The 19,218-nt window shown below is 63.9% G+C and carries 18 protein-coding genes; 4 read left to right on the forward strand and 14 right to left on the reverse strand.

The features are described 5' to 3' along the window. Positions 1–6: 6 nt before the first annotated feature. A complete protein-coding gene (locus ODE13_RS13195) occupies positions 7–420 on the reverse strand; it encodes a carboxymuconolactone decarboxylase family protein (RefSeq protein ID WP_192477099.1) in 414 nt (137 codons plus the stop codon). Between the two features lie 204 nt (positions 421–624). On the opposite strand from ODE13_RS13195, the gene ODE13_RS13200 reads away from it, so the two are divergent. Further along, positions 625–1,167, forward strand: a complete 543-nt coding sequence (locus ODE13_RS13200) for a TetR/AcrR family transcriptional regulator (RefSeq protein WP_225668760.1) — start codon at positions 625–627, stop codon at positions 1,165–1,167. Positions 1,168–1,220: 53 nt separating this feature from the next. Here the strand turns inward: ODE13_RS13200 and ODE13_RS13205 are convergent, their stop codons facing one another. From ODE13_RS13205 to ODE13_RS13215, 3 genes are all read right to left on the reverse strand, one after another. Beyond that, positions 1,221–2,600 (reverse strand): NAD-dependent succinate-semialdehyde dehydrogenase, encoded by a 1,380-nt coding sequence (locus ODE13_RS13205; protein WP_192477095.1) that lies wholly within the window; start codon positions 2,598–2,600, stop codon positions 1,221–1,223. Positions 2,601–2,698: 98 nt separating this feature from the next. Further along, positions 2,699–4,474: a flavin-containing monooxygenase gene (locus ODE13_RS13210; RefSeq protein WP_322479687.1), complete on the reverse strand. Its 1,776-nt coding sequence runs from the start codon at positions 4,472–4,474 to the stop codon at positions 2,699–2,701. Next, positions 4,395–5,330 carry an alpha/beta hydrolase gene (locus ODE13_RS13215; RefSeq protein WP_192477090.1) on the reverse strand — a complete coding sequence of 312 codons (936 nt, stop codon included), beginning with the start codon at positions 5,328–5,330 and terminating at the stop codon, positions 4,395–4,397. Before ODE13_RS13215 ends, ODE13_RS13210 begins: the two co-directional genes overlap by 80 nt. Before the next feature lie 245 nt (positions 5,331–5,575). On the opposite strand from ODE13_RS13215, the gene ODE13_RS13220 reads away from it, so the two are divergent. Together ODE13_RS13220 and ODE13_RS13225 are read left to right on the forward strand one after the other, a co-directional pair. After that, a complete protein-coding gene (locus ODE13_RS13220; RefSeq protein WP_192477088.1) occupies positions 5,576–6,634 on the forward strand; it encodes an alcohol dehydrogenase in 1,059 nt (352 codons plus the stop codon). Positions 6,635–6,647: 13 nt separating this feature from the next. After that, a complete protein-coding gene (locus ODE13_RS13225) occupies positions 6,648–8,480 on the forward strand; it encodes a sigma-54-dependent Fis family transcriptional regulator (RefSeq protein ID WP_192477086.1) in 1,833 nt (610 codons plus the stop codon). Positions 8,481–8,564: 84 nt separating this feature from the next. Here ODE13_RS13225 and ODE13_RS13230 read toward each other — a convergent pair whose 3' ends face one another. After that, a complete protein-coding gene (locus ODE13_RS13230; protein ID WP_254590240.1) occupies positions 8,565–9,944 on the reverse strand; it encodes an MFS transporter in 1,380 nt (459 codons plus the stop codon). Between the two features lie 1,046 nt (positions 9,945–10,990). Here ODE13_RS13230 and ODE13_RS13235 point away from each other — a divergent pair. Continuing rightward, complete coding sequence (locus tag ODE13_RS13235) at positions 10,991–11,443, forward strand: DUF488 family protein (RefSeq protein ID WP_192477076.1); 453 nt, start codon at positions 10,991–10,993, stop codon at positions 11,441–11,443. Here the strand turns inward: ODE13_RS13235 and ODE13_RS13240 are convergent. The 9 genes from ODE13_RS13240 to trmD form a co-directional block, all read right to left on the reverse strand. Beyond that, on the reverse strand, positions 11,440–12,321 hold the full coding sequence (locus ODE13_RS13240) for a hypothetical protein (protein WP_237428433.1): 882 nt from the start codon (positions 12,319–12,321) through the stop codon (positions 11,440–11,442). The two genes, ODE13_RS13235 and ODE13_RS13240, sit on opposite strands and share 4 nt — an antisense overlap. A 96-nt stretch (positions 12,322–12,417) precedes the next feature. Continuing rightward, positions 12,418–13,950, reverse strand: coding sequence for a hypothetical protein (locus tag ODE13_RS13245; protein ID WP_192477168.1), 1,533 nt, complete (start codon positions 13,948–13,950; stop codon positions 12,418–12,420). Between the two features lie 134 nt (positions 13,951–14,084). Beyond that, a complete protein-coding gene (locus ODE13_RS13250) occupies positions 14,085–14,831 on the reverse strand; it encodes a magnesium chelatase domain-containing protein (protein WP_322479688.1) in 747 nt (248 codons plus the stop codon). Next, a complete protein-coding gene (locus ODE13_RS13255; RefSeq protein ID WP_322479689.1) occupies positions 14,828–15,280 on the reverse strand; it encodes a YraN family protein in 453 nt (150 codons plus the stop codon). The genes ODE13_RS13250 and ODE13_RS13255 overlap by 4 nt, the downstream gene beginning before the upstream one ends. 174 nt (positions 15,281–15,454) lie before the next feature. Then, a complete protein-coding gene (locus tag ODE13_RS13260; RefSeq protein ID WP_322479690.1) occupies positions 15,455–16,129 on the reverse strand; it encodes a ribonuclease HII in 675 nt (224 codons plus the stop codon). Continuing rightward, positions 16,129–16,887, reverse strand: coding sequence for a signal peptidase I (gene lepB, locus ODE13_RS13265; protein WP_179542881.1), 759 nt, complete (start codon positions 16,885–16,887; stop codon positions 16,129–16,131). The genes ODE13_RS13260 and lepB (ODE13_RS13265) overlap by 1 nt, the downstream gene beginning before the upstream one ends. Then, complete coding sequence (gene lepB, locus ODE13_RS13270) at positions 16,877–17,689, reverse strand: signal peptidase I (RefSeq protein WP_322479691.1); 813 nt, start codon at positions 17,687–17,689, stop codon at positions 16,877–16,879. The genes lepB (ODE13_RS13265) and lepB (ODE13_RS13270) overlap by 11 nt, the downstream gene beginning before the upstream one ends. Positions 17,690–17,744: 55 nt before the next feature. Continuing rightward, complete coding sequence (gene rplS / locus ODE13_RS13275; RefSeq protein ID WP_179542883.1) at positions 17,745–18,137, reverse strand: 50S ribosomal protein L19; 393 nt, start codon at positions 18,135–18,137, stop codon at positions 17,745–17,747. 289 nt (positions 18,138–18,426) lie between these two features. Beyond that, entirely contained in the window at positions 18,427–19,215 is a 789-nt protein-coding gene (gene trmD, locus ODE13_RS13280; RefSeq protein ID WP_322479692.1) for a tRNA (guanosine(37)-N1)-methyltransferase TrmD, read from the reverse strand. Positions 19,216–19,218 lie beyond the last annotated feature (3 nt).

Raw genomic sequence — 19,218 nt, forward strand, 5'->3', positions numbered from 1 at the left:
CAGGCCTCAGTCGGTACCGGCTTCGGAGGTCCTGCCGCGTTCTGCCATGACGTCTTTGACGAGGGTCAGGCCATTGAGGACGCGGGGGAAACCGATGTAGGGGATGCACTGGATCAGGGCGCCGACGATCTTCTCCTTCGTCAGGCCCACGTTGAAGCCAACGTTGATATGAAGCTTCAGCTGGACCTCCGTGCCCAGTGCGGCCAGCGTGGAAATGGTCACCATCGTCTGTTCCTGCTGGGTCAGGCTGTCGCGGGAGTAGATGTCACCGAAGGCAAAGGACACGATGTAGTCCCCCAGTTCCGAGTCCAGAGCCTGGTATGACTCGACCAGCTTGGCGTGGTCGAACGTGTTGGAGTGTTCCGTGGAGACGAGTTCCATCATGCGGTCAAGCCCGCGCTGGTATCGATCTGTGGCCATGATGCTGCCCTTCTAGGCTGGTCCGGGGGTGGTAGCCTTACAATAGAAATAAAACGCTACGTTGCGTAGCAATATTAGCACTTGATGGCGCGGCGACGGAAGGGCGGTATCCCAATGAATTCTTTAGGCGGTGGCCAGGGGGCATCAGCTGGGGGCGTAGTGTCGGGGCATCAGAAGCGGCGCGCCAGGACGGAACGGGCGGTTATGGACGCTGCCCGGGAGCTATTGGCGGAATCCGGCTTCGGCAGCCTGACCATTGAAGGAGTGGCTGAACGGTCCGGGGTCGCGAAGACCACCATCTACCGCCGCCACCGGTCACGGAATGATCTGGCCCTTGCTGTGCTGCTGGACATGGTCGGCGACGTTAGCACGCAGCCGTATGCTCTTGACACACTGACTGAACTGACGCGGCTGGTCGACCGGACCGTGGACCTCATGTCCAACACGCTCCTGGGGCGGATCATGCAGGGCCTGGTTTCAGAAGTTGCCGCCGATGCAGAGCTTGCCCGAACCTACCGGGAGAGGGTGGTGAGCCAACGCGTCCAGGAGGTCACGGCACTCGTCGAACGGGGCATTGCAAGAGGAGAGCTGAGGGAGGGACTTGACCCCGAGCTGGTCACCGACCTCTTGCTCGGCCCGATCTACTACCGCTTGTTCCTCAGCGGTTCTCCCCTGGATGAAGGGTTTGGCAGACGGCTTGTCGCTGCCCTCTTCCCCGCTTTCGCAAAGGAACCTCACCCTGCTTAACTGGGTGCGTCATGCTGCAGGCAGATAAGCCCGCAGCATGACGCTTCCATAACTCAGCGAGCTCCCGGATTCCGGACCAGCTTCTTGTTGGCGAATTCGTTGAAGCCGTACCCGGCCAGTTCCCGCCCGAAGCCCGAGCCCTTGACGCCGCCGAACGGCAGGTCGGGCGAGCTCTTGCTGGTGCTGTTGATCCAGACCATGCCGACCTCAAGCTCCTCGGCCAGCCGCTCCGCGTTCCTGGCATCAGATGTGAACACGCTGGAGGACAGTCCGAACGGTGAGTTGTTGGCCAAATCGATCGCTTCCTGCAGGGAGCCGACGCGGTAGACGACGGCTACGGGGCCGAACAGTTCCTCGGTGAAGGCACGCATTGCAGGTGTGACGCCTGCAAGGACCGTGGCAGGGTAATAGGCGCCGGGACCGTCGGGGCGTTCCCCACCGAGCAGGAGTTTCGCGCCGTGGGAGACTGCGTCCTGCACAAGCTCGTCCAGTTCCTCGACGCCCGCGGCCGAGGCCAGTGGTCCGAGCTTGGTCCCGGAGTCGGTGGGATCCCCGGTCTGCCAGGAGGCCATCGCGTCGAGGAACTTTTGAAGGAATTCCTCGTACACGCTGTCCGCGACGATGAACCGCTTCGACGCCGTGCAGGCCTGGCCGCCGTTGGAGAGCCGGCCGATAACGGCGGCGGCCGCTGCGGCGTCGATGTCGGCATCATCGAGGACGATGAACGGGTCTGACCCGCCCAGTTCCAGGACGCACTTTTTCAGATTCCGGCCGGCGACCTCGCCGACGGCAGCTCCGGCCTTTTCGGATCCGGTCAGGGACACTCCCTGCACGCGCCGGTCAGCGACGGCGGCAGCGACCTGGGCCGAAGAGATGAACGCGTTGGCGTATACACCCGCCGGCAATCCGGCCTCAGTGAGCACTCTTTCGATGGCAAGGGCGGACTGGGGGCAGTTACGGGCGTGCTTGAGGATGATGGTGTTGCCCAAGGCGATGTTCGGGGCGGCGAACCGGGCGACCTGGTAGTAAGGGTAGTTCCATGGCATGACCCCGACGAGTGGTCCTATCGGTTCGGTGCGGACGACAGCCGTGCCGGAGCCCCTGAAGGTGAGGGATTCATCGGCCAGGTACTCCTCCAGGTTGTCGGCGTAGTGCTGGTAGATCGACGCGACCAGTTCCACCTCTCCCCTGGCCTGCGCGATTGGTTTGCCCATTTCCAGGGTGAGGAGCTTGGCCAGTTCTTCTGCCTGCTCGCGGTGGATCTCGGCGGTGCGGGTCAGGACGGCACGGCGCTGTTCCAGGGTTGTGGTGCGCCAGGAACGGTAGGCCGCGGCACTGTTTTTGATGAGAGTGTCCAGCTCGGCGTCGGAGATCTCCGGGTATTGTGCGGTTGCGTCCCCGGTGGCCGGGTCGATCGTGGTGTACACACCCATGGGTGGTTCTCCTCTGTGGTGAATGACGTAATAATCAAGGCCGGCGGCCGGCACCATCAGGTCGATGGCGCCGGCCGGCAGCGGTGAGGGCTGCCGGGTCAGGCAGCGACGGCGGCTTCCGACTTCAGCTCAAAGCCGCGGTATCCGTTGGCGGTGACATCGTCCAGGACGCCGCGGTAGTTGCCCAGGCCGCCCAGATAGAACAGCACGCTGGGCTTCTTGCCCGGAACGTTCGCGCCGAAGATCCATGAATCGACCTTGGTGAACACCGTCATGTTCGCGATCTGTGTGCACGTCTCGGTCCACTCGGCTTCGGCCTCCGGGGTCGGCTCGATCGCCCGGATTCCGTTTTCCTCCGCGTAGGCCACCGTGTCGCTGATCCATTCGACCTGCGTCTCGATGCTCGGCGGCAGGTTCGTGAACGGGCCGTTGGGTCCCAGCACCATGAACCAGTTGGGGAACTTCGCTGTGGAAACGCCCAGGTAGCTGGTGGGCTGCCCGTCCCAGTGGTCGTTGATGTTCACGCCGTCGCGCCCGCTGATCTCCATGCGGCGGTAATTGCCGTCCACGGCGTCGAAACCGGTCGCGAAGACGATGACGTCCAGCTCGTGCAGCACGCCGTCCTCCGTCACCACACCCTTGGCCGTGACTTCCCGAATGGGGTTTTCCTTGATAGCGACAGCCTCGACGTTGGGCCGGTTGAACACCTGGAAGTAGCCGTCGTCGCAGAGCGGGCGACGGGCGAACAAGCCCGTCGGCGTCAGTTTCCGTGCCGTCTCCGGATCCTTGATGGTCTCGACGATCTTGTTCCGGATGAAGGATGCCGCAGTCTCGTTGGCCTCCTCGTCGGTGGCGATGTCGCTGAAGGTTTCGAACATGAAGCGGAAGCCGCCGCCGTATTCCCAGGCCTTCTCGTAGACCTGGCGGCGTTCTTCTTCGGTGACGCTCATGGCCGGCACGGTGCTTTCCTCGAAGCCGAAGGCTACGCCGGAACGCTTGACCTGTGCCCAGATGTTGTCGTAGTCGGCCTTGATCTCGTCAATCTGCTGGGTGGTCACGGGGCGCTTGCCCACCGGGACGGAGTACTGCGGGGTCCTGACGAAGACGGTCAGGTGTTCAACTTCCGGTGCCAGCGCCGTGATGACCTGCTGGCCGGTGGAACCGGTGCCGATCACACCCACGCGGCGACCGGCGAGGGACTTGCCCTGCGGCCAGGCGGCGGTGTGGATGGTCTCGCCCTCAAAGGTGTCGATCCCGGGCAGGTTCGGGAAGTTGATGGCTGACAGCAGCCCCACGGCGTTGATGACGTACTTAGCCCGGTACACCGCGCCGCCGCCGGTGGTCACTTCCCACAGGCCCTCGTCTTCGAGGTAGGTGGCGGACTTGACCTCGGTACCAAAGCGGAAGTGGCGCCGCAGGTCAAAGCGGTCAACGACGTCCTCAAGGTACTCGAGGATCTCGGGCTGGGTGATGTAGGTGTGCTTCCAGGTGCCGTCCTGCAGGAGGCCCTTATCGAAGGAGAAGCGGTAGACGTGGCTCTCGGTGTCAGAGAGAGCGCCCGGGTAGCGGTTCCAGTACCAGGTGCCGCCGGGACCGTCGGCCTTGTCGAAGCCGACAACGGTCAGACCCTGCTCGTTGTGAAGCTTGTGGACGGCGTAGATGCCGCCGAAGCCGGCGCCGATGACGACGGCGTCAACGGTCTGGAAAGTGTTCTGTGCAGTCATGGCGAACTCCTTTGTCGTTCTGATGCAGGGGACGAAATAGTGGATGGTGTGGCTTCGTAAGGTGGCCGGGTTATTTCCGGTACCAGGCCGCGAGCTTGTCGAACTCCTGTGCCACGAGGGCGGACCGCCCGGCCAGGAACGGGTAGACATGCTGCTGGCCCTCGCCGATGGACAAGGTGACGTCCACGCCGGCGGCTTTGGCGCGTTGCTCCAGACGCGTGGCGTTGTCCAGGAGCGACTCGACGCTGCCGGCGGTGATGTACAGACGCGGGAAGTCGTTGAAGTCGGCGTGCAGCGGGTTGGCCAGGGGTGTCCTGGGATCGATGGTGCCGCCGAGGACGCCGGCGATCATGCCTTCGAGCAGCTCGGGGGTGATCAGGGCGTCCGTGTCGTTGTTGGTGACGAGGGTTTCGCCCTTGTTTTCCATGTCCAGCCACGGTGAGAAGGCGATGACTCGGCCGGGGGTGCGCTTGCCCTGTTCCTTGAGCGCGAGGGCAATGGCGATGGCGAGGTTGCCGCCGGCGGAATCACCGATGGTGGTGATGTCCTCAGGGGCGATGCCGGAGGCGACGAGGGCATCGAAGGCGGCCACGCCGTCTTCGATCTGTGCCGGGTGCTGGAATTCGGGGGCGCGCCGGTAATCCAGCACGAAGCTGACGGATCCAAGTGCTTTGGCGACGTGGGCTGCCAGTTTGCGGTGGCTGGAGGCCGAACCTACGGCGAATCCACCGCCATGGGTGTACAGGAGCACCTTGCTCTGGTCCGCCCCCTCGGGCAGGCACCAGATGCCCGGAACCCCGCCAACGGTGTCCTCACGGTACATGACGCCCTCGGGCTCGACCGTTGGCTGGTGCCACTCGTCAAAAATGGAACGGAACAGGCGCATGGTCAGGTCCGGCGTGGTCGCCATGATCTCTGCCCAATCAGCGTAGAGGTTCCGCAGTACGTCCTGGCTCCCGGCTTCGGCGGAAGCGGTGCCGGACTGTTCAACAAGGTTGGTGGTCATGGTAGGTCTCCTTTGACGTGGTTTGTGGGTGCCTGCGGCCCTCCTTTGTTGTGGTGGGTGCCGCGGCCTCTGAATCAAAGGTAGGTCTGTGTTCCATGCCACACGTGTTCCAATGTGAAACACTCCAGCGGATGCATTGATACCGGATCGCCCACTAAAGGGGTCCCGGATTGGTATTGGAAGCTGCAGCAATAGTTGGTCATGATGGATGGATACCGATTGCCACAATGAAGAGGTGTTCCGCAATGCATGCATTCGCCGTCCTCCCGGACGATGCCACCATCCATGACCTGGAGTTCTCGACGCCACGCCCCGAGGGGCGGCAGGTACTTCTGAAGGTCATGCGGGCTGGCGTCTGCCACACCGACACCCACCTCCGCGAAGGCGGCTACGACCTGGGCAGCCGCGGACACATGAGCATGAAAGACCGCGGCATCCAGTACCCGATGGTACTGGGCCACGAAGTAGTCGGCGTTGTCGAACAGGTAGGTGCTGACGTTGCATCCGTCAGCGCCGGAGACGTGCGACTGATCTACCCGTGGATCGGCTGCGGCACATGCCGCCAATGCCGGGAAGGCCACGATAACCGCTGCGCCGCCGGACAGAACCTTGGGGTCGCACGCCACGGCGGCTACGCCGAGTACATCATCGTGCCCGACGAGAAGTACCTCGTGGACATTGAGGGCCTTGACCCGAGTTGGGCAGCGACCTTGGCGTGTTCCGGCCTCACCGCCCACAGTGCCGTGGACAAGGTTCTTCCGCTTGAGCCGGACGAGCCTGTGGTCATCTTCGGGGCAGGAGGGCTGGGCCTGACCGCCATAGCGATCCTCCGTGCCCGGGGCCACCGGAACATCTGCGCGGTCGATGTCGCGGAACGGAACCTGGCCCTGGCCCGGGACATGGGCGCCACCAGCACGGTCCTTTCCGGAGCCGGCAGCGGGGCAGCCGACATTCAACGCGCGGCAGGCGGGCCGGCCAGCGCCGTCGTCGACTTCGTCAACAACGGTGCCACCGCTACGGCCGCGTTCGACGCCCTCGCCAAAGCGGGGACAATGGTCCAGGTAGGACTCTTCGGCGGTGAAGTCACCCTTCCGACTGCCATGCTGGCGCTGCGCATGATCCGCATCGAAGGCAGCTTTGTCGGGACACTTTCACAACTGCAGGATCTGGTCCGGATTGCCAAAGCAGGGGAACTTCCCACCATCCCGGTGTCCGAAAGGACCCTGTCTGCGGCCGAAGTGTCCCGGGCCCTGGACGACCTGACCGCCGGCGGGATTGCTGGACGCATCGTTTTGACTGCTTGAGAATGAGTAAGTGATGGACAAATCACGCCGCGAAGACGCGCTCCGGAGCGCCCGCGAGCGGCTGATCACGGAAGGCCTCGTCAGGGCTTCCATCCCCGCGTCGCTGGTAGCTGAAGAAATCGAACAAAGCTGGCGGCGATCCGTCTCGAACCACGTCAACCCTGCAACCGGCCCCCACATCCTTGGCGAAGTCGATCCGGACAGTGCAATCCTGCGCGCTGCCGGAAGAATTTTGGACCAGTGGCAAAACAATCTCACCGACACCCGGATGGCCCTTTTCCTCGCCGATGAGGAGGGCCGGATCGTCTCCCGGCGCATTGTCGATGCCCAGGACACGCGCACACTGGACAACGCCAACGCCGCGGAGGGGTTCGTCTTTTCCGAACAGGCTCTGGGCACCAACGGGCTCGGCACCCCCATTGAGGGGCGCGGAGTGGTTTTCGTCCGCGGCCACGAACACTTTAACGATGCCCTGGCCCGACTGGCCTGCGCGGGAGCGCCCATCAAGCACCCCATCACGGGCCGGATCGTGGGATCGCTGTCCATCGCCTCCCACGTTGACGCCTCAAGCCCCTTGATGGTTTCCATGGCCCGGCAGGCCGGTCATCAGATCGCCGAGGCGCTTGAGCTGATGGCCGATTCCCGGAACCTCGAGCTGGCCCGAACGTACCGCCAGTTCCGGTCCTCCAAGCATCCGGTCCTGGTCATGAACTCAGAAACCGTGATGACAGACCTTCCCGCACTCGCCCATTTTGACGCCGAGTCCCACGCCTACCTGTGGGAGATGCTGCGCATGCACCATTGGGACCAGGACAAGCTGCAACTCGAACTTCCGGTGCTCGGAACCGAAGCCATGGTGCGCCGTCTCGGCCGCGCTGGCCAGGACGCGATCTTCGCGCTGGAATTTACGGAGCCAGCCAGTGCGCCCGCCGAGGGCGGGGTTTCCGTCGGCAAACACCCAGAGCAAAGGTCTGCGCCCGCGCTCCGCGAAGTGCTGGACGGCCTATCCTCCCGCCAAGCCCGGACGACGACTTCTTACGGCGTGCTCCAACGCGAACTCACCGCTGCCGCCACGGCCGATGGCCTGATCCGCGTCACCGGGGGCCCTGGTACCGGGAAGCATCACCAGTCCTCAAAATGGCTGCGCCAGCACACTGGGCGAGAGCCCAAGACATTCACCGCAGAAATGCTCACCGAGGACCCAACGGCCTGGGCCCTCATGGAAGCGGCATTAGCCGAGGGCTGCGGAATCCTCGTTACCGCCGGACCAGGCATCGGCCACGATCTGGTGGACCGACTCACCGAGTTTGCGGCGGCCCACCGCCCCGGCGTCCACCCCGGGGCACGTGTCATCCTTACCGAACGGACCAGCGGCCCATTCAACCCCAATCACGAAGCCGAGGACCTTCAAGGGCTGGTACGACTGCCTTCCCTTGTGGAACTGCGCGGTGAGTTGCTGGACATCGTGCGTGAGGTTTCGGCCGAACTCTTTCCCGGGGCGCCGGCGCCACGGTTCTCCCCCGCAGCCCTCCAATGCCTGCTGGCCTGGCGCTGGCCCGGTAACGTCGCCGAGATGGCACGGCTCCTTGCCCACTTGCGACGTTCGGCCGGCACCGGCCTGATCCAAACAAAAGACCTGCCAGCCCCCATGCGGCAGACAACCCTCTCCTCGCTCAGCCGCTACGAGCAATCCGAGCGCGATACCATCGTCGCCGCCCTGGCGGAAGCCAACGGCAACAAGTCCCGTGCCGCGGAAATTCTGGGTATCGGGCGCACCACCATGTACCGGAAAATGCGTGCCCTGAAAATTGACGACGACGAACGAATGATCCTTCCGGGACCCTAGCCCGGGAACGAGCAACACAGGCCAAAATAAATGGGCCCCCGACGAAAAACCGTCGGGGGCCCATCCTTTTAGGGTCTACTGGGTCTAGTCCGTTACCGCCTGAACGGTCCTCTTGGTCCCGGCAGGCTCGTCCAGGGAACGTTTGGGATTTGTGGGTTGAGCCCGCGGCCCACCGAGCAGCTCTGTGGGGGTTTTGGAAGTCTCGCGCATCCCGAGGACTGCGACGGCCGCGATGCCGGCGGCTACCGCACCAAAGATTGCTACCGGCAGCCAGCCGGACGGGCCCGGCACGAGAATCATCGCCGCGACCATCGGCGCGAAGCCGGCCAGGAGATTGCCCAGCTGATTGCTGACAGCCATGCCTGTGAAGCGCACAGGTGCCGGGAACTGCTCGGCAAAGAACGACGTCCACACCCCGTTGTAGCAGCTGAAGAACAACGTCATGTTGATGAACGCGGAGACCCCGATCAGCAGGACGTCCGTCGTCGATATCGCCCAAAGGTAACCGAAGATCGTGACCGCACACCCTACAGAGGAAATCAGCATCGTCCGCTTCCTGCCGATGACATCAGAGAGGTAGCCCGCTGCCGGAAGAGTGAAGACGGACAGCGCTATGGCGCCCGAGATGACCGCGAGCATCGCACTCCGGTCCACCCCGACCGAGGTTCCGTAGGACAAGCTGAAAACAGCGAACAAAGTCTGCATCGCTGCCATCAGCGATGCCCCGGCAACACAAATCACACTGCGCCAGTGGTACTTGAAAACATCGCTCAGCGGCAGCTTCCGGACTGCGCGTTCTTCCTTCGCTTCAGCGAACACGGGCGTTTCCTCCAGATGGCTCCGCACGTAGTAAGTAATCACGACAACGACCGCGCTGAGCCAGAAGGGAACCCGCCAGCCCCAGCCATAGAGGTGTTCGGCGGGCAGGAGCGCCACGGGAAGGAAAACAATGGTCGCCAACGAGCAGCCGACCGCGTAGCCAACCATAACGAAGCTGGTGAAGAAGCCCCGGCGTCCAACGGGGGAATGTTCAACTGTCAACGTCGAGGCGCCTGCGGATTCAGCCCCCGCGGAGAAACCCTGGACCACTCGCAAGACCACCAACAGTGCCGGGGCCAGCAGTCCCACCTGGTCAAATGTCGGAAGACATCCGATGGAGAACGAGGCGGCACCCATCATGACCACCGTGGCGAGCATGACCTTCTTGCGGCCAAGACGATCGCCGAAGTGCCCCATCACCATTGCGCCGACGGGCCGTGCCACATAACCCACCGCGAAAGTCGCGAACGATCCGATCAAGGCAACAGCGGGATCTCCGGAAGGAAAGAACAGCACATTGAAAACGAGGGCCGCTGCCGCGCCGTAAACAAAAAAGTCGTAGTACTCCAGTGCACTACCGAGGAGGGCGGCTGTCGCCGCCCGGCGGGGCGTCATCGCCGGCGGCGATGCTTTGGTGCTTGTCATGTGTTTCTCCCTTGAAACAGGCTCATTGGCCAGCGGAACAGATAGGTGGGAATGTCCTTGCACCCGCTCTAAGAAGCGCGGGTAGTCATGCCGCGGCGCCCCCAAATGTGACAGCCGCCACGGCATCTGTATCCACGGTAAAGAGTGTGTCGCAGCCCACAGTGTTCCAACTGTGAAACAGCCTCCGCCGCTATCAACCGGGCCCCAGTCGTGAAGTGACGCATGAATCCCAGCTACTGTTCAGAGATGTCGGCAGGGACGCCCTTCCCGTCTAACATCACAGCGACGCAGGCGCTAGGCGAGTCCGGCTAGGGCACACACCACAACCTGACGCGTCGGGGCGAAAACCTTCTCCTCTTGGAGGCCCCGTCGTCCTAGAGGCATTCGGGTCGATGCAGGCGTGCGGAAGAACGGGCCGAGGCCGAGGGCTGATGGAGTTCAGGACCATCTGAAGACCAGAGACGGCCGTGAGATGGCTTGGCGTGCTGGCCCCTTCTCATATACATGTTTAAGGTCATACCCCCGGAGGTCTATGTGAGGGGTATGTTTCCCACCTCATAAACGAGGGGGGAAGATCCCTGCGAAATCAGCACAAACGTCCCCCTTCCACTGCAATCACCACATGTTCACTAACTGTCGAGTTCCGACAGCACACGCTGGCCAAACCCGCCGTCGAGGGTGAGGGAAAGAGTTGATGGTGCATCAGCGTAGGTCCCCGGAACTGGAGACTCGTCCCTGGTTCGCCGCCGTTCGGATTTCGGTGGTAGTCACAGCAGGCTCACGGACAGAGGGCTCCGATGCCGTTACCTGCGGTTTTCCACATAGACCAAGACGCCCCTACCGGCAGCCGGCCCGCTGATGCTGCACTGGGGGCATGCTCAGCTACGAAGACATCATCCTGCTCGGAGAGGAACGTGTCCTTGTCATCCAGGAGCACCAGGAGGGCCGCTGCTGGTGCGGCCAGACATGGGATTGACCGCACCGGTAGAGGCTGCGGCAAAGCGGTGCGACGTCGGCCGATTTTGCGCCCGTGCAAGAATGAAACCATGTGGACTGAAACGAGCGGCGTCATCGGTGTTGGTTACGAAGGGAAGGACATTGCGTCGTTCCTTGAGGAACTGACGGCTTGGAAAATCGGGACGGTCGTGGACGTTCGGTTGAACCCGATCTCAAGGAAAAAAGGCTTCTCAAAGAGGGCGCTGAGCGAAGCACTAGCCGAAGCCGGCATCGGCTACAGCCACATGCCGGCGTTAGGGAATCCCAAAGACAACCGTGAAGGTTTCTGGGCTCCGGGAACTCCGGCTGCAAAGGTTGCGGGCGAGCGTTTCGAGTCTCTGCTTGACAGCGAATCAGCTGCTGAAAAGATTATTGAGCTCACCGACCTTGCCTCCCGGCAGCGTGTGGCCGTGCTGTGCTTTGAGGCCAGCGAGCTGTGCTGCCACCGCAAATACGTTCTCACGCGCGTAAAAGAACGCCTGGCGGCTCTGGTCGGCAGCTAACGAACCCCTGCTGCATAAACGCCCAAGACTCCGAACGCCTGGGGTCTTTTCAGCTGGTTACCCAGGAAAAACACCGGACCGCGGGCCGGAGCGCACAGCTGATCCAGGAATCTCTTTTGGATTGCCGCTTTGGCGGCTTCATCGGTGTCCCCCGCGTGCCGCCGCTGAAGTTCGGTGAATTCCCAATCCAGCAGACCTTGCCGGTGTCCTTTGCAAATCCTGCCAGTGCAGCGGTAGCGATAATGACCTTCAAACCTCGGCGGGGACAGGATCGATTTGTCCGTCTTGGGTCCAAAGAGTGTGTCTTGGTTCAGATGGGCTTCCATCTTGGCTTGTTGCTCCGAGGTCCACCCGTCGAAAAGTCGTAATTCCAGCTTGTCGATGTCCGCCGGCACTACGGCAGCCAGGGATGGGCCGGCCGATCCGTTCAAAGCGCGGGAGTTGAGTTCGCAGGTGTTGAATGCATCGATAAGCGGGTCAACGTGTGGGTGCCGTGGCTTCCACGGCTCAAGGTGGGAGTCGATGGTCAAGGAATCAAGGATAGGGGTGTAGCTCTCGGGTCGTCGATCTTTGGCCGCTGGTGTGAGCTTTAGCTTCACGATGTCGTACTTCTTGAATTTCGCGTCAGCCTGGAGATAGCGGAAAGGAATCGGGTAAAGACGGATCCATTCCGGGCCACCTTCCGCAAGTCTGAGACCGGCCACGCAAACAGTGTCACCATGGTTAGCCGAGGGCTGTGGAGCGGCCTTGACCGTAATCAGCACTTTCGCCTCCGTGATACCCGCTCCGAGTTCCTTTTCATACTCAGGCCGGCCGTTGGCGAACAGCCCTTCCCCGAACATCATTTCAGCTGCCCCCAAAAAATAACCCGCAGTCATTCGACTATCGGGACCATCCCTTCGATCCTAGCGGTCGGTGCCACTGTGCCTTGGCGTTGCACCGGGCAACATCGACGCGGAAGCTTCGAAGCACACTTAGGTAGCTGCCTTGCGGTTCTGCTCGTCATCAATGCGCTTGAACAGCCCAATTGAATCCCAGGTGGACGCCAGGAGCAGGTTCTCCCGTCCGGCCGCCGCCTTCAGGGTAGGCGTCATCAGCAATACTCCGTCAACGGAATCGTGCGCTGCTTTCGTTAGTAGGTCGGCCAGTTCATCGCCCGAGAGCGTGACAAGCGACTCCAGTTCTTCGATGGACAGCACCCCCACAGGGAAATCCGCATCCGGTAGTTGCGCGCGCATCGGCCAGTTTTGGTCCATATAGAACGGTTCCAAGGTAATGACGAGCCCTACGCGTGTTTTTGTCGGGTCGATTTCCGGGTTGACGGCTGCGATAGCTTCGATATCTCGATGCGACCGGTTCAGCTGGTCAATGCCTTTGCCGATTGAGCCGGAGACCGAATCGAGCCAGCTGTCCCTACCGACCCTAAGAGCCTCAATGGGCTGTCTTGCCTTGCACTCAATCAGCACGAGCAACCCGGGGAGGTCAAGGAACCAGTCACAAGAATCGATGCGGTTCTTCTTGAAAAGATACGGAACCTCAGGCTTGGACGAGCAATCACCGCTGACGAGTTCCAGGTGACGGCCTACATAATGCTGAAACACGTGACCCAGATCTCGAGCGAAACCGTCGCCGAATGCTTGGACGCCGAGAAAATAGATGGCCGGCGGAAGGGCCTTGGCAATGATCGCCTGGCACCAAGGCGCGATCGGATCATCAGTAATTCCGTCGATGAATGGTCGATTCGCAAGGGGGTTAAACGCGAACTTCTTCTGAGCCGAGGTCGCATGGTCTTGGAACTGACGGTTCACCCGCTTGAACTCGGCCACGGAGGTGACGAGCTGCTCAGTAAACGTCTGCCGCAGCGCCTTAAACGAGAGCACCTCCCCCAGCCCCTGAAATGCCTCACCGGTTAGCCACTGAAGACTAAATACGCCGTTGTTGGAATGAGCGCCAACAGATATGACAAACACCGATTCGACGTAGTCGTCAAGCGTCAGGCCGTTCGTGATCTCCTCGAACCAACCTGCGGTCATCTTTTCCGGCGAAAAGCCGTTTGGATGTTCGCTCATTGAGCCAAAGAGGAGAATGGTTCTTGAGAGCGCCGGGAAAATATTTCGCTGGCCGGGGAACTGCTCGAAGTACATCCGCGTGAGGGTCTTCGCGAAAGCATCAGACCGATCGGGGTTTGAGCGAAGTTCCTCATCGGTCAGGTGCACGTTCATATTACAAAGGCGCAGAAGGACTTTGCTGTCAGCTTGTGGTCGTTGGAACGATCCCCATGCAAGTGACGTGCGCGCAACGTCGGCAATATTCCACGGGTTGAGCCCCCGCCGACTCAGGGAATCGTCGCGGTCGTCATTGGGAGTAATCGCCGCACTCGCCGCGGCGCATTGAATCAGGAGAGTATCGCGATCAACGCTGCGGATTTGGCCCTTGAAGTCTTCCCAGCTAGCAGATTTCCGTCCTTGTTGATATGGATATCCAGGTGTGCTGCTGGTGATGATCATGCTCCGATCCTAACGGGCTGGTCGGTGCCCGGTTCTCTTTGACACTGCCACTGATCACTCGGTTACAGAACGTCCACGGCGACAGTGCCAACACCAGATAATCCTGATATACGAGCGCAACGTCATATCGATGGTTAAGGACAGGGACCCGGAGCTCCCATGAGGAGGAGGTGATGACCCCCTGCGGCCGCCGCCTCCAGTGCGAATCGTGCCTGATGCTGTCCGCGCACGTCTGCGAGATCGGCCACGTCTGGACCAGGGTCCTCGGTGTCGAGCCCAGCGGCGGCACCGCCGATGTGCCGGTCCATCCCAGCGTCAGGGTCCAGGGGCAGACGGCTCCGGTCGACGGCGTCGACGCCCCCGTCACGTCCTGCCGGGGCGGCGAAGCCCTTCGCCACCTCGTAGGCGTGCGAGGCGGCGAGCACCTCCACGCCGGGCACCAGAGCCGCCTCCGCAGCGTTCTGCCGGGAGACCACGAACCGCACCGCTCCTGCCCGGGCCGCCGCGGCGACAGCCGGCAGCACGCCCCGCACGGGTCGCAGCCGACCGTCCAGGCCCAGCTCGGCGAGGAAGACGACGTCCTCCGTGCCGACGACCAGCCCCTGGGCCGCCCATGCGCTGATCAGGATCGCCAGATCCAGCGCAGAGCCGGACTTGGGCAGCGAAGCCGGCAGCAGGTTCACCGTGAGTCGCCGGGCCGGGAGGTCGAGACCCGTGTTCTTCGCCGCAGATCGGATGCGGTCCTGACTCTCCCGCAGCGAGGCGTCTGGGAGCCCCAGCAGGATGAAGGCGGGCAGGGACTGGCCGATGTCGGCCTCCACCTCGATGAGATGCCCCTCCACCCCGACCAGCGCCACCGACCGCGCGCGTCCCATGCTCATGACCGGACATCCTCCAGGTGCTCGATCTGGGGCACCCCGAGCCCTGCCTCGGCCAGCGCCGGCGCACCGCGACGACCAGGTGGGAACAGCACCGCGACGACGTCGATGCGCAGCGGAACTCGGACTCCGGGGTGCTGGGCCGCGTATTCCCGCAGCAGACGGTGCAGCCTAGCCAGCTTCACCCCGGTGACGGCCTCGAAGGGGTGCCCATATCCCAGTCCCCGACGAGTCTTGACCTCGACGCCGACCAGCACGTCGTCGTCGAGGGTGATCAGGTCCAGTTCGCCGTGCCGGCTGCGCCACCGCCGTTCCAGGACGATGTGCCCTCGTGCGACGAGGTGGGCCTCCGCGTGCTGCTCCCCCAGGATTCCGAGCTCATCCTTGGTGGGAGCCGTCCGGAGCGGACCTGACGAGGCCTTCGGCACGCTCGGCGGCGGTGTGATGTCCATGCGGTGGTGCTCCCTTCTTCGGTGAGCACCACTGTGCCGCTGCGCGGCCTGTCGGGACGACGCCGCAGCGGCGTCTGTGGAATGTCGGGCGTGTCGTCAGCCGAACGCGGCCGGCTGTGGAGGAACACCGGCGGGTCCCGCCTCGGCGGTCCCGCTCGTGGGGCCCTCCTCCGCTCACGCCGGAACAGGCAGCAGGTTCCAGGACCGTCGATGATGCGGGGTGATCCCCGACTCGACGAGAGCAGCGCGATGAGCCGCCGAGCCATAGCCCCGGTTGGAGTCCCACCCATAGCCGGGGTGCTGGAGCGCCAGCTCCTCCATCAGGGCGTCACGCCGGACCTTGGCGATCACACTCGCCGAGGCCACCGAGAGCGCCTTCACATCGGCCTTCACCATGGAGGTGACCCGCGACGACCGCCCACCGGTGAGCCAGTCATGGGAGCCGTCGAGGATCACCGCGTCCACGGCCCGTCCCAGCCGGTCCTCGACCTCGTCGAGCCCGGCCAGACCAGCTTCGCGGAGGGCCGCGGTGATGCCGACCTCATCGATTCTGGCTGCCGCCCGATGCTGCACGCTGGATGCAGCGGCCCGCGCCGTGACGATCGGGGCCCAGCGCCCGCGGGCCTTGGCCGTGAGCAGCTTGGAGTCCCGGACGCCGTGGAGCCCCTCGGCCACCCCGGTGGCCCGGCAGAGCCGCAGCTCCGGCTCGTGCAGGTCATAGACGGTGACCCCGACGCTGACGGGCCCCGCCAGCGCGCCGCGGCCCACCTCGTCGACCCCGGCCACGTAGCGGGCCCCAGTGGCGGCGGCCAGCTCCAGCTCGGGGAGCAGGGTCGCGTCCTCCGGCATCAGGGTGCCTCGGGCACGTCGAGGAACGGCTCCCTGTCCGAGCCGCCGCCGGACCACCGATCCAGGGGCCAGATGATCGCAGTGGACCGCCCGATCACGTCCTCCATCGGCACCGCGCCCATGTCTCCGTCCTGGACATGCGCTCGGGAGTCTGCTGAGGCGGAGCGATGATCACCGAGCAGCCAGACGTGGTCGTCGGGCACGGTCACGGCGAACTCGGCCTGGCTGGGCACGTCTCCCGGGAACAGGTACGGCTCATCGACGGGTTCGCCGTTGACGCTGAGCCGGCCGGAGTCGTCGCAGCACTCGACCTCGTCGCCGTCCAAGCCGATGACGCGCTTGACCACGTAGTGGGCGGAGGTGTCGGGCATCAGTCCCAGGAAGACCAGCGCATCCTGAGCCGCGGTGGTCTCCGTCTGTTCGGCCGAGCCCCACCAGCCGCGGGTGTCCTCGAAGACGACGACGTCACCGCGCTCGACGTCCATGACCTCGGGCGCCAGCAGGTTCACCACGATGCGATCGTCGACCTCCAAGGTGGCCTCCATCGATTCCGAGGGGATGTAGAAGGCGCGCATCAGGAAGGTCTTGACCACGAAGGAGATGACGAGCGCCAGCACGATGATGGTGCCGACCTCGACCAGGAACGCCGCAGCAGGACTCCTGTCCTTGAGGCGACGACGGGTCCCGTCGGGGCGCTCGTGCGAGGACGTGTCCTCCGGTTCGTGCGGCACCGCGGACGTCTCGTCCTCACTGGTCATCCGGGATCTCCTGGCTCTCGTGGTCGTCGGCAGAGGCCTGCCCGCCGGTGCGGACTGCCTCCGATGCGGGAAGCTCAGCAAGATGGCGTCGTGAGCTCCAGGGCAGGAAGACGTCGGTGGCCCGGCCGATCAGCCGATCTTCGCTGATCATACCGCCACCGGGGGCTCCGAGCAGGGCACGGGAGTCCACCGACTCCGTCCGGTTGTCCCCCATCACCCAGAACCGTCCCTCAGGCACCTGGACCTCGAAGCTCTGTTCCGAGGCCGGGGTGGACCGGGTGGCCGGCTGAAGCAGGTAGGGCTCCTCCAGGGGTTCGTCCCCGACGGTGACTCGACCCTGGGCATCGCAGCAGGCCACAGTGTCGCCGCCGACTCCGATGACCCGCTTCACGTAGGTCTGCGGCGGAGACCCCTGCCCGAACCAGTGACCGATGTGCTGGACGAACCGCACCATGGCACCCTGGTCGCGCTGATAGGGGGCGAAGGACCCCGTGCCGTCGAAGACGACGACGTCACCACGCCGGACTCCGTCCTCATCGGGGTAGGACCGGTCCACCAGGATCCGTTCGCCGTCGTCGAGAGTGGGCTGCATGGAGACCTGGTCGACCGTGTAGACGTCGATCACCAGAGTGCGCACCGCGGTGGCGGCCAGCACGGCGACGAGCACGGTGAGCACCCCGAGATGCCACAGCCGCAGACGTACGCGCCGGCGCCCCGCCCCCACCGCCGGGGGGTGAGCATGCGACGAGCCCCGAGTCGTTCCGGCGTCGCCGGATGACTCGGGGCTCGTGGAGGCAGACATGATGAGGAGCCTGATCTCAGGGACGCGCCCGTCGCTCAGGCCGGCCCCGGACCGCTCAGGCCTCGGGGGCCTCGGCGCCCTCGGACTTCTGGCGGGCGATGGCCGACTCGCGCTTCTCACGGATGCGGGCGGCCTTGCCGTGGCGGTCGCGCATGTAGTAGAGCTTCGCACGGCGGACGTCACCGCGGGCGACGACTTCGATCTTCTCGGTCACCGGTGAGTGCACCGGGAAGGTGCGCTCCACGCCGACGCCGAAGGAGACCTTGCGGACGGTGAAGGTCTCACCGACGCCGTGTCCCTGGCGGCCGAGCACATAGCCCTTGAAGACCTGGACACGGGTGGTCTTGCCTTCGACGATGCTCACGTGCACGTTGACGGTGTCGCCGGGGCCGAACGCGGGAATGTCCTGACGCAGGCTGGCCGCGTCGACGAAGTCGAGAGTGTGCATGGTGCTTTCTCCTCAGACGACTGCCACAGGTCACTCGTCTTGGTCACAGACCTCTCGCCCGGAGTGCGGGCGCGCCGTTGCGGCGGGGTCATCAGGCTGGTTCTCCGGCGCCGACAGGATCAGCGGCACCGGCGGCCCGGCTGTTGATGGTCATCCCCCGTGGCAGATGCGGCCATCCAGCAGGCACAGGGACCTATTATGCCAGATCGGCGCAGGGAGTGGCGACCAGGGGCACGCCCAATGAGGCGCCGAGGCAGGTGAGCCCCTGCGAATCGCCGCACGAGCCGACTCAGTCTCCCTCCGCCTCGCGCCTCGCCGCCTGCTCCTGGGCGACGATGTGCTTGGCATAGAGGTCGGGGCGGATGCGGCGCGTGCGCAGCAGCTGCTCCTCGCGGCGATGCTCCTCGATCCGGGCATGGTTGCCGGAGAGCAGGATCTCGGGCACCTCGAGGCCTCTCCAGACCGCAGGCTTGGTGTAGACGGGATACTCCAACAGACCGTCGGCGTGGGACTCCTCCTCCAGCGACTCCGGGTTGCCGAGCACTCCGGGCAGCAGGCGGGTGATGGCCTCGACCATGACGATGATGGCGACCTCTCCCCCGTTGAGGACGTAGTCGCCGATGCTCATCGGGCGGACCTCGAAGTGATGTCCGGCCCAGGCTGTGACACGCTGATCGATGCCTTCGTACCGGCCCGCCGCGAAGACGAGGTGCTCGCGCTCCGACAGCTCCTCGGCGGTGCGCTGGGTGAAGAGCTCCCCCGCGGGGGTCGGGACGATGAGCACCGGAGGCTCGCCGGCAGGGTGCCGCTGACCGGGCTCGTCTTCTCGGGGGGACGGGTTCCGCCCGGCATCAGCGAGGACGTGCTCCAGTGCCAGCGCCCACGGCTCGGGGGTCATGACCATTCCGGCTCCTCCGCCGGTGGGCGTGTCGTCGACGGTGCGGTGCCGATCCACGGTGAAGTCGCGCAGCTGGTGACGGCGCAGGTCGAGCGGGCCTTCACGCTGGGCCTTGCCGATGAGCGAGAGGTCCAGGGCGTCGAAGAACTCGGGGAAGATCGAGACGGCGTCGATGCGCATCGT

The sequence above is a fragment of the Nesterenkonia sp. HG001 genome, assembly GCF_034438835.1.
GTDB lineage: Bacteria > Actinomycetota > Actinomycetes > Actinomycetales > Micrococcaceae > Nesterenkonia > Nesterenkonia xinjiangensis.

Excerpts from the sequence above, each read along its gene's own strand:
- ODE13_RS13195 (WP_192477099.1), bottom strand. The coding sequence starts at position 420 with ATGGCCACAGATCGATACCAGCGCGGGCTTGACCGCATGATGGAACTC.
- ODE13_RS13200 (WP_225668760.1), top strand. The coding sequence starts at position 625 with ATGGACGCTGCCCGGGAGCTATTGGCGGAATCCGGCTTCGGCAGCCTG.
- ODE13_RS13205 (WP_192477095.1), bottom strand. The coding sequence starts at position 2,600 with ATGGGTGTGTACACCACGATCGACCCGGCCACCGGGGACGCAACCGCA.
- ODE13_RS13210 (WP_322479687.1), bottom strand. The coding sequence starts at position 4,474 with ATGTCTACCCGTTCCTGGCCGGGCGGTCCGCCCTCGTGGCACAGGAGT.
- ODE13_RS13215 (WP_192477090.1), bottom strand. The coding sequence starts at position 5,330 with ATGACCACCAACCTTGTTGAACAGTCCGGCACCGCTTCCGCCGAAGCC.
- ODE13_RS13220 (WP_192477088.1), top strand. The coding sequence starts at position 5,576 with ATGCATGCATTCGCCGTCCTCCCGGACGATGCCACCATCCATGACCTG.
- ODE13_RS13225 (WP_192477086.1), top strand. The coding sequence starts at position 6,648 with ATGGACAAATCACGCCGCGAAGACGCGCTCCGGAGCGCCCGCGAGCGG.
- ODE13_RS13230 (WP_254590240.1), bottom strand. The coding sequence starts at position 9,944 with ATGACAAGCACCAAAGCATCGCCGCCGGCGATGACGCCCCGCCGGGCG.
- ODE13_RS13235 (WP_192477076.1), top strand. The coding sequence starts at position 10,991 with ATGTGGACTGAAACGAGCGGCGTCATCGGTGTTGGTTACGAAGGGAAG.
- ODE13_RS13240 (WP_237428433.1), bottom strand. The coding sequence starts at position 12,321 with ATGACTGCGGGTTATTTTTTGGGGGCAGCTGAAATGATGTTCGGGGAA.
- ODE13_RS13245 (WP_192477168.1), bottom strand. The coding sequence starts at position 13,950 with ATGATCATCACCAGCAGCACACCTGGATATCCATATCAACAAGGACGG.
- ODE13_RS13250 (WP_322479688.1), bottom strand. The coding sequence starts at position 14,831 with ATGAGCATGGGACGCGCGCGGTCGGTGGCGCTGGTCGGGGTGGAGGGG.
- ODE13_RS13255 (WP_322479689.1), bottom strand. The coding sequence starts at position 15,280 with ATGGACATCACACCGCCGCCGAGCGTGCCGAAGGCCTCGTCAGGTCCG.
- ODE13_RS13260 (WP_322479690.1), bottom strand. The coding sequence starts at position 16,129 with ATGCCGGAGGACGCGACCCTGCTCCCCGAGCTGGAGCTGGCCGCCGCC.
- lepB (WP_179542881.1), bottom strand. The coding sequence starts at position 16,887 with ATGACCAGTGAGGACGAGACGTCCGCGGTGCCGCACGAACCGGAGGAC.
- lepB (WP_322479691.1), bottom strand. The coding sequence starts at position 17,689 with ATGTCTGCCTCCACGAGCCCCGAGTCATCCGGCGACGCCGGAACGACT.
- rplS (WP_179542883.1), bottom strand. The coding sequence starts at position 18,137 with ATGCACACTCTCGACTTCGTCGACGCGGCCAGCCTGCGTCAGGACATT.
- trmD (WP_322479692.1), bottom strand. The coding sequence starts at position 19,215 with ATGCGCATCGACGCCGTCTCGATCTTCCCCGAGTTCTTCGACGCCCTG.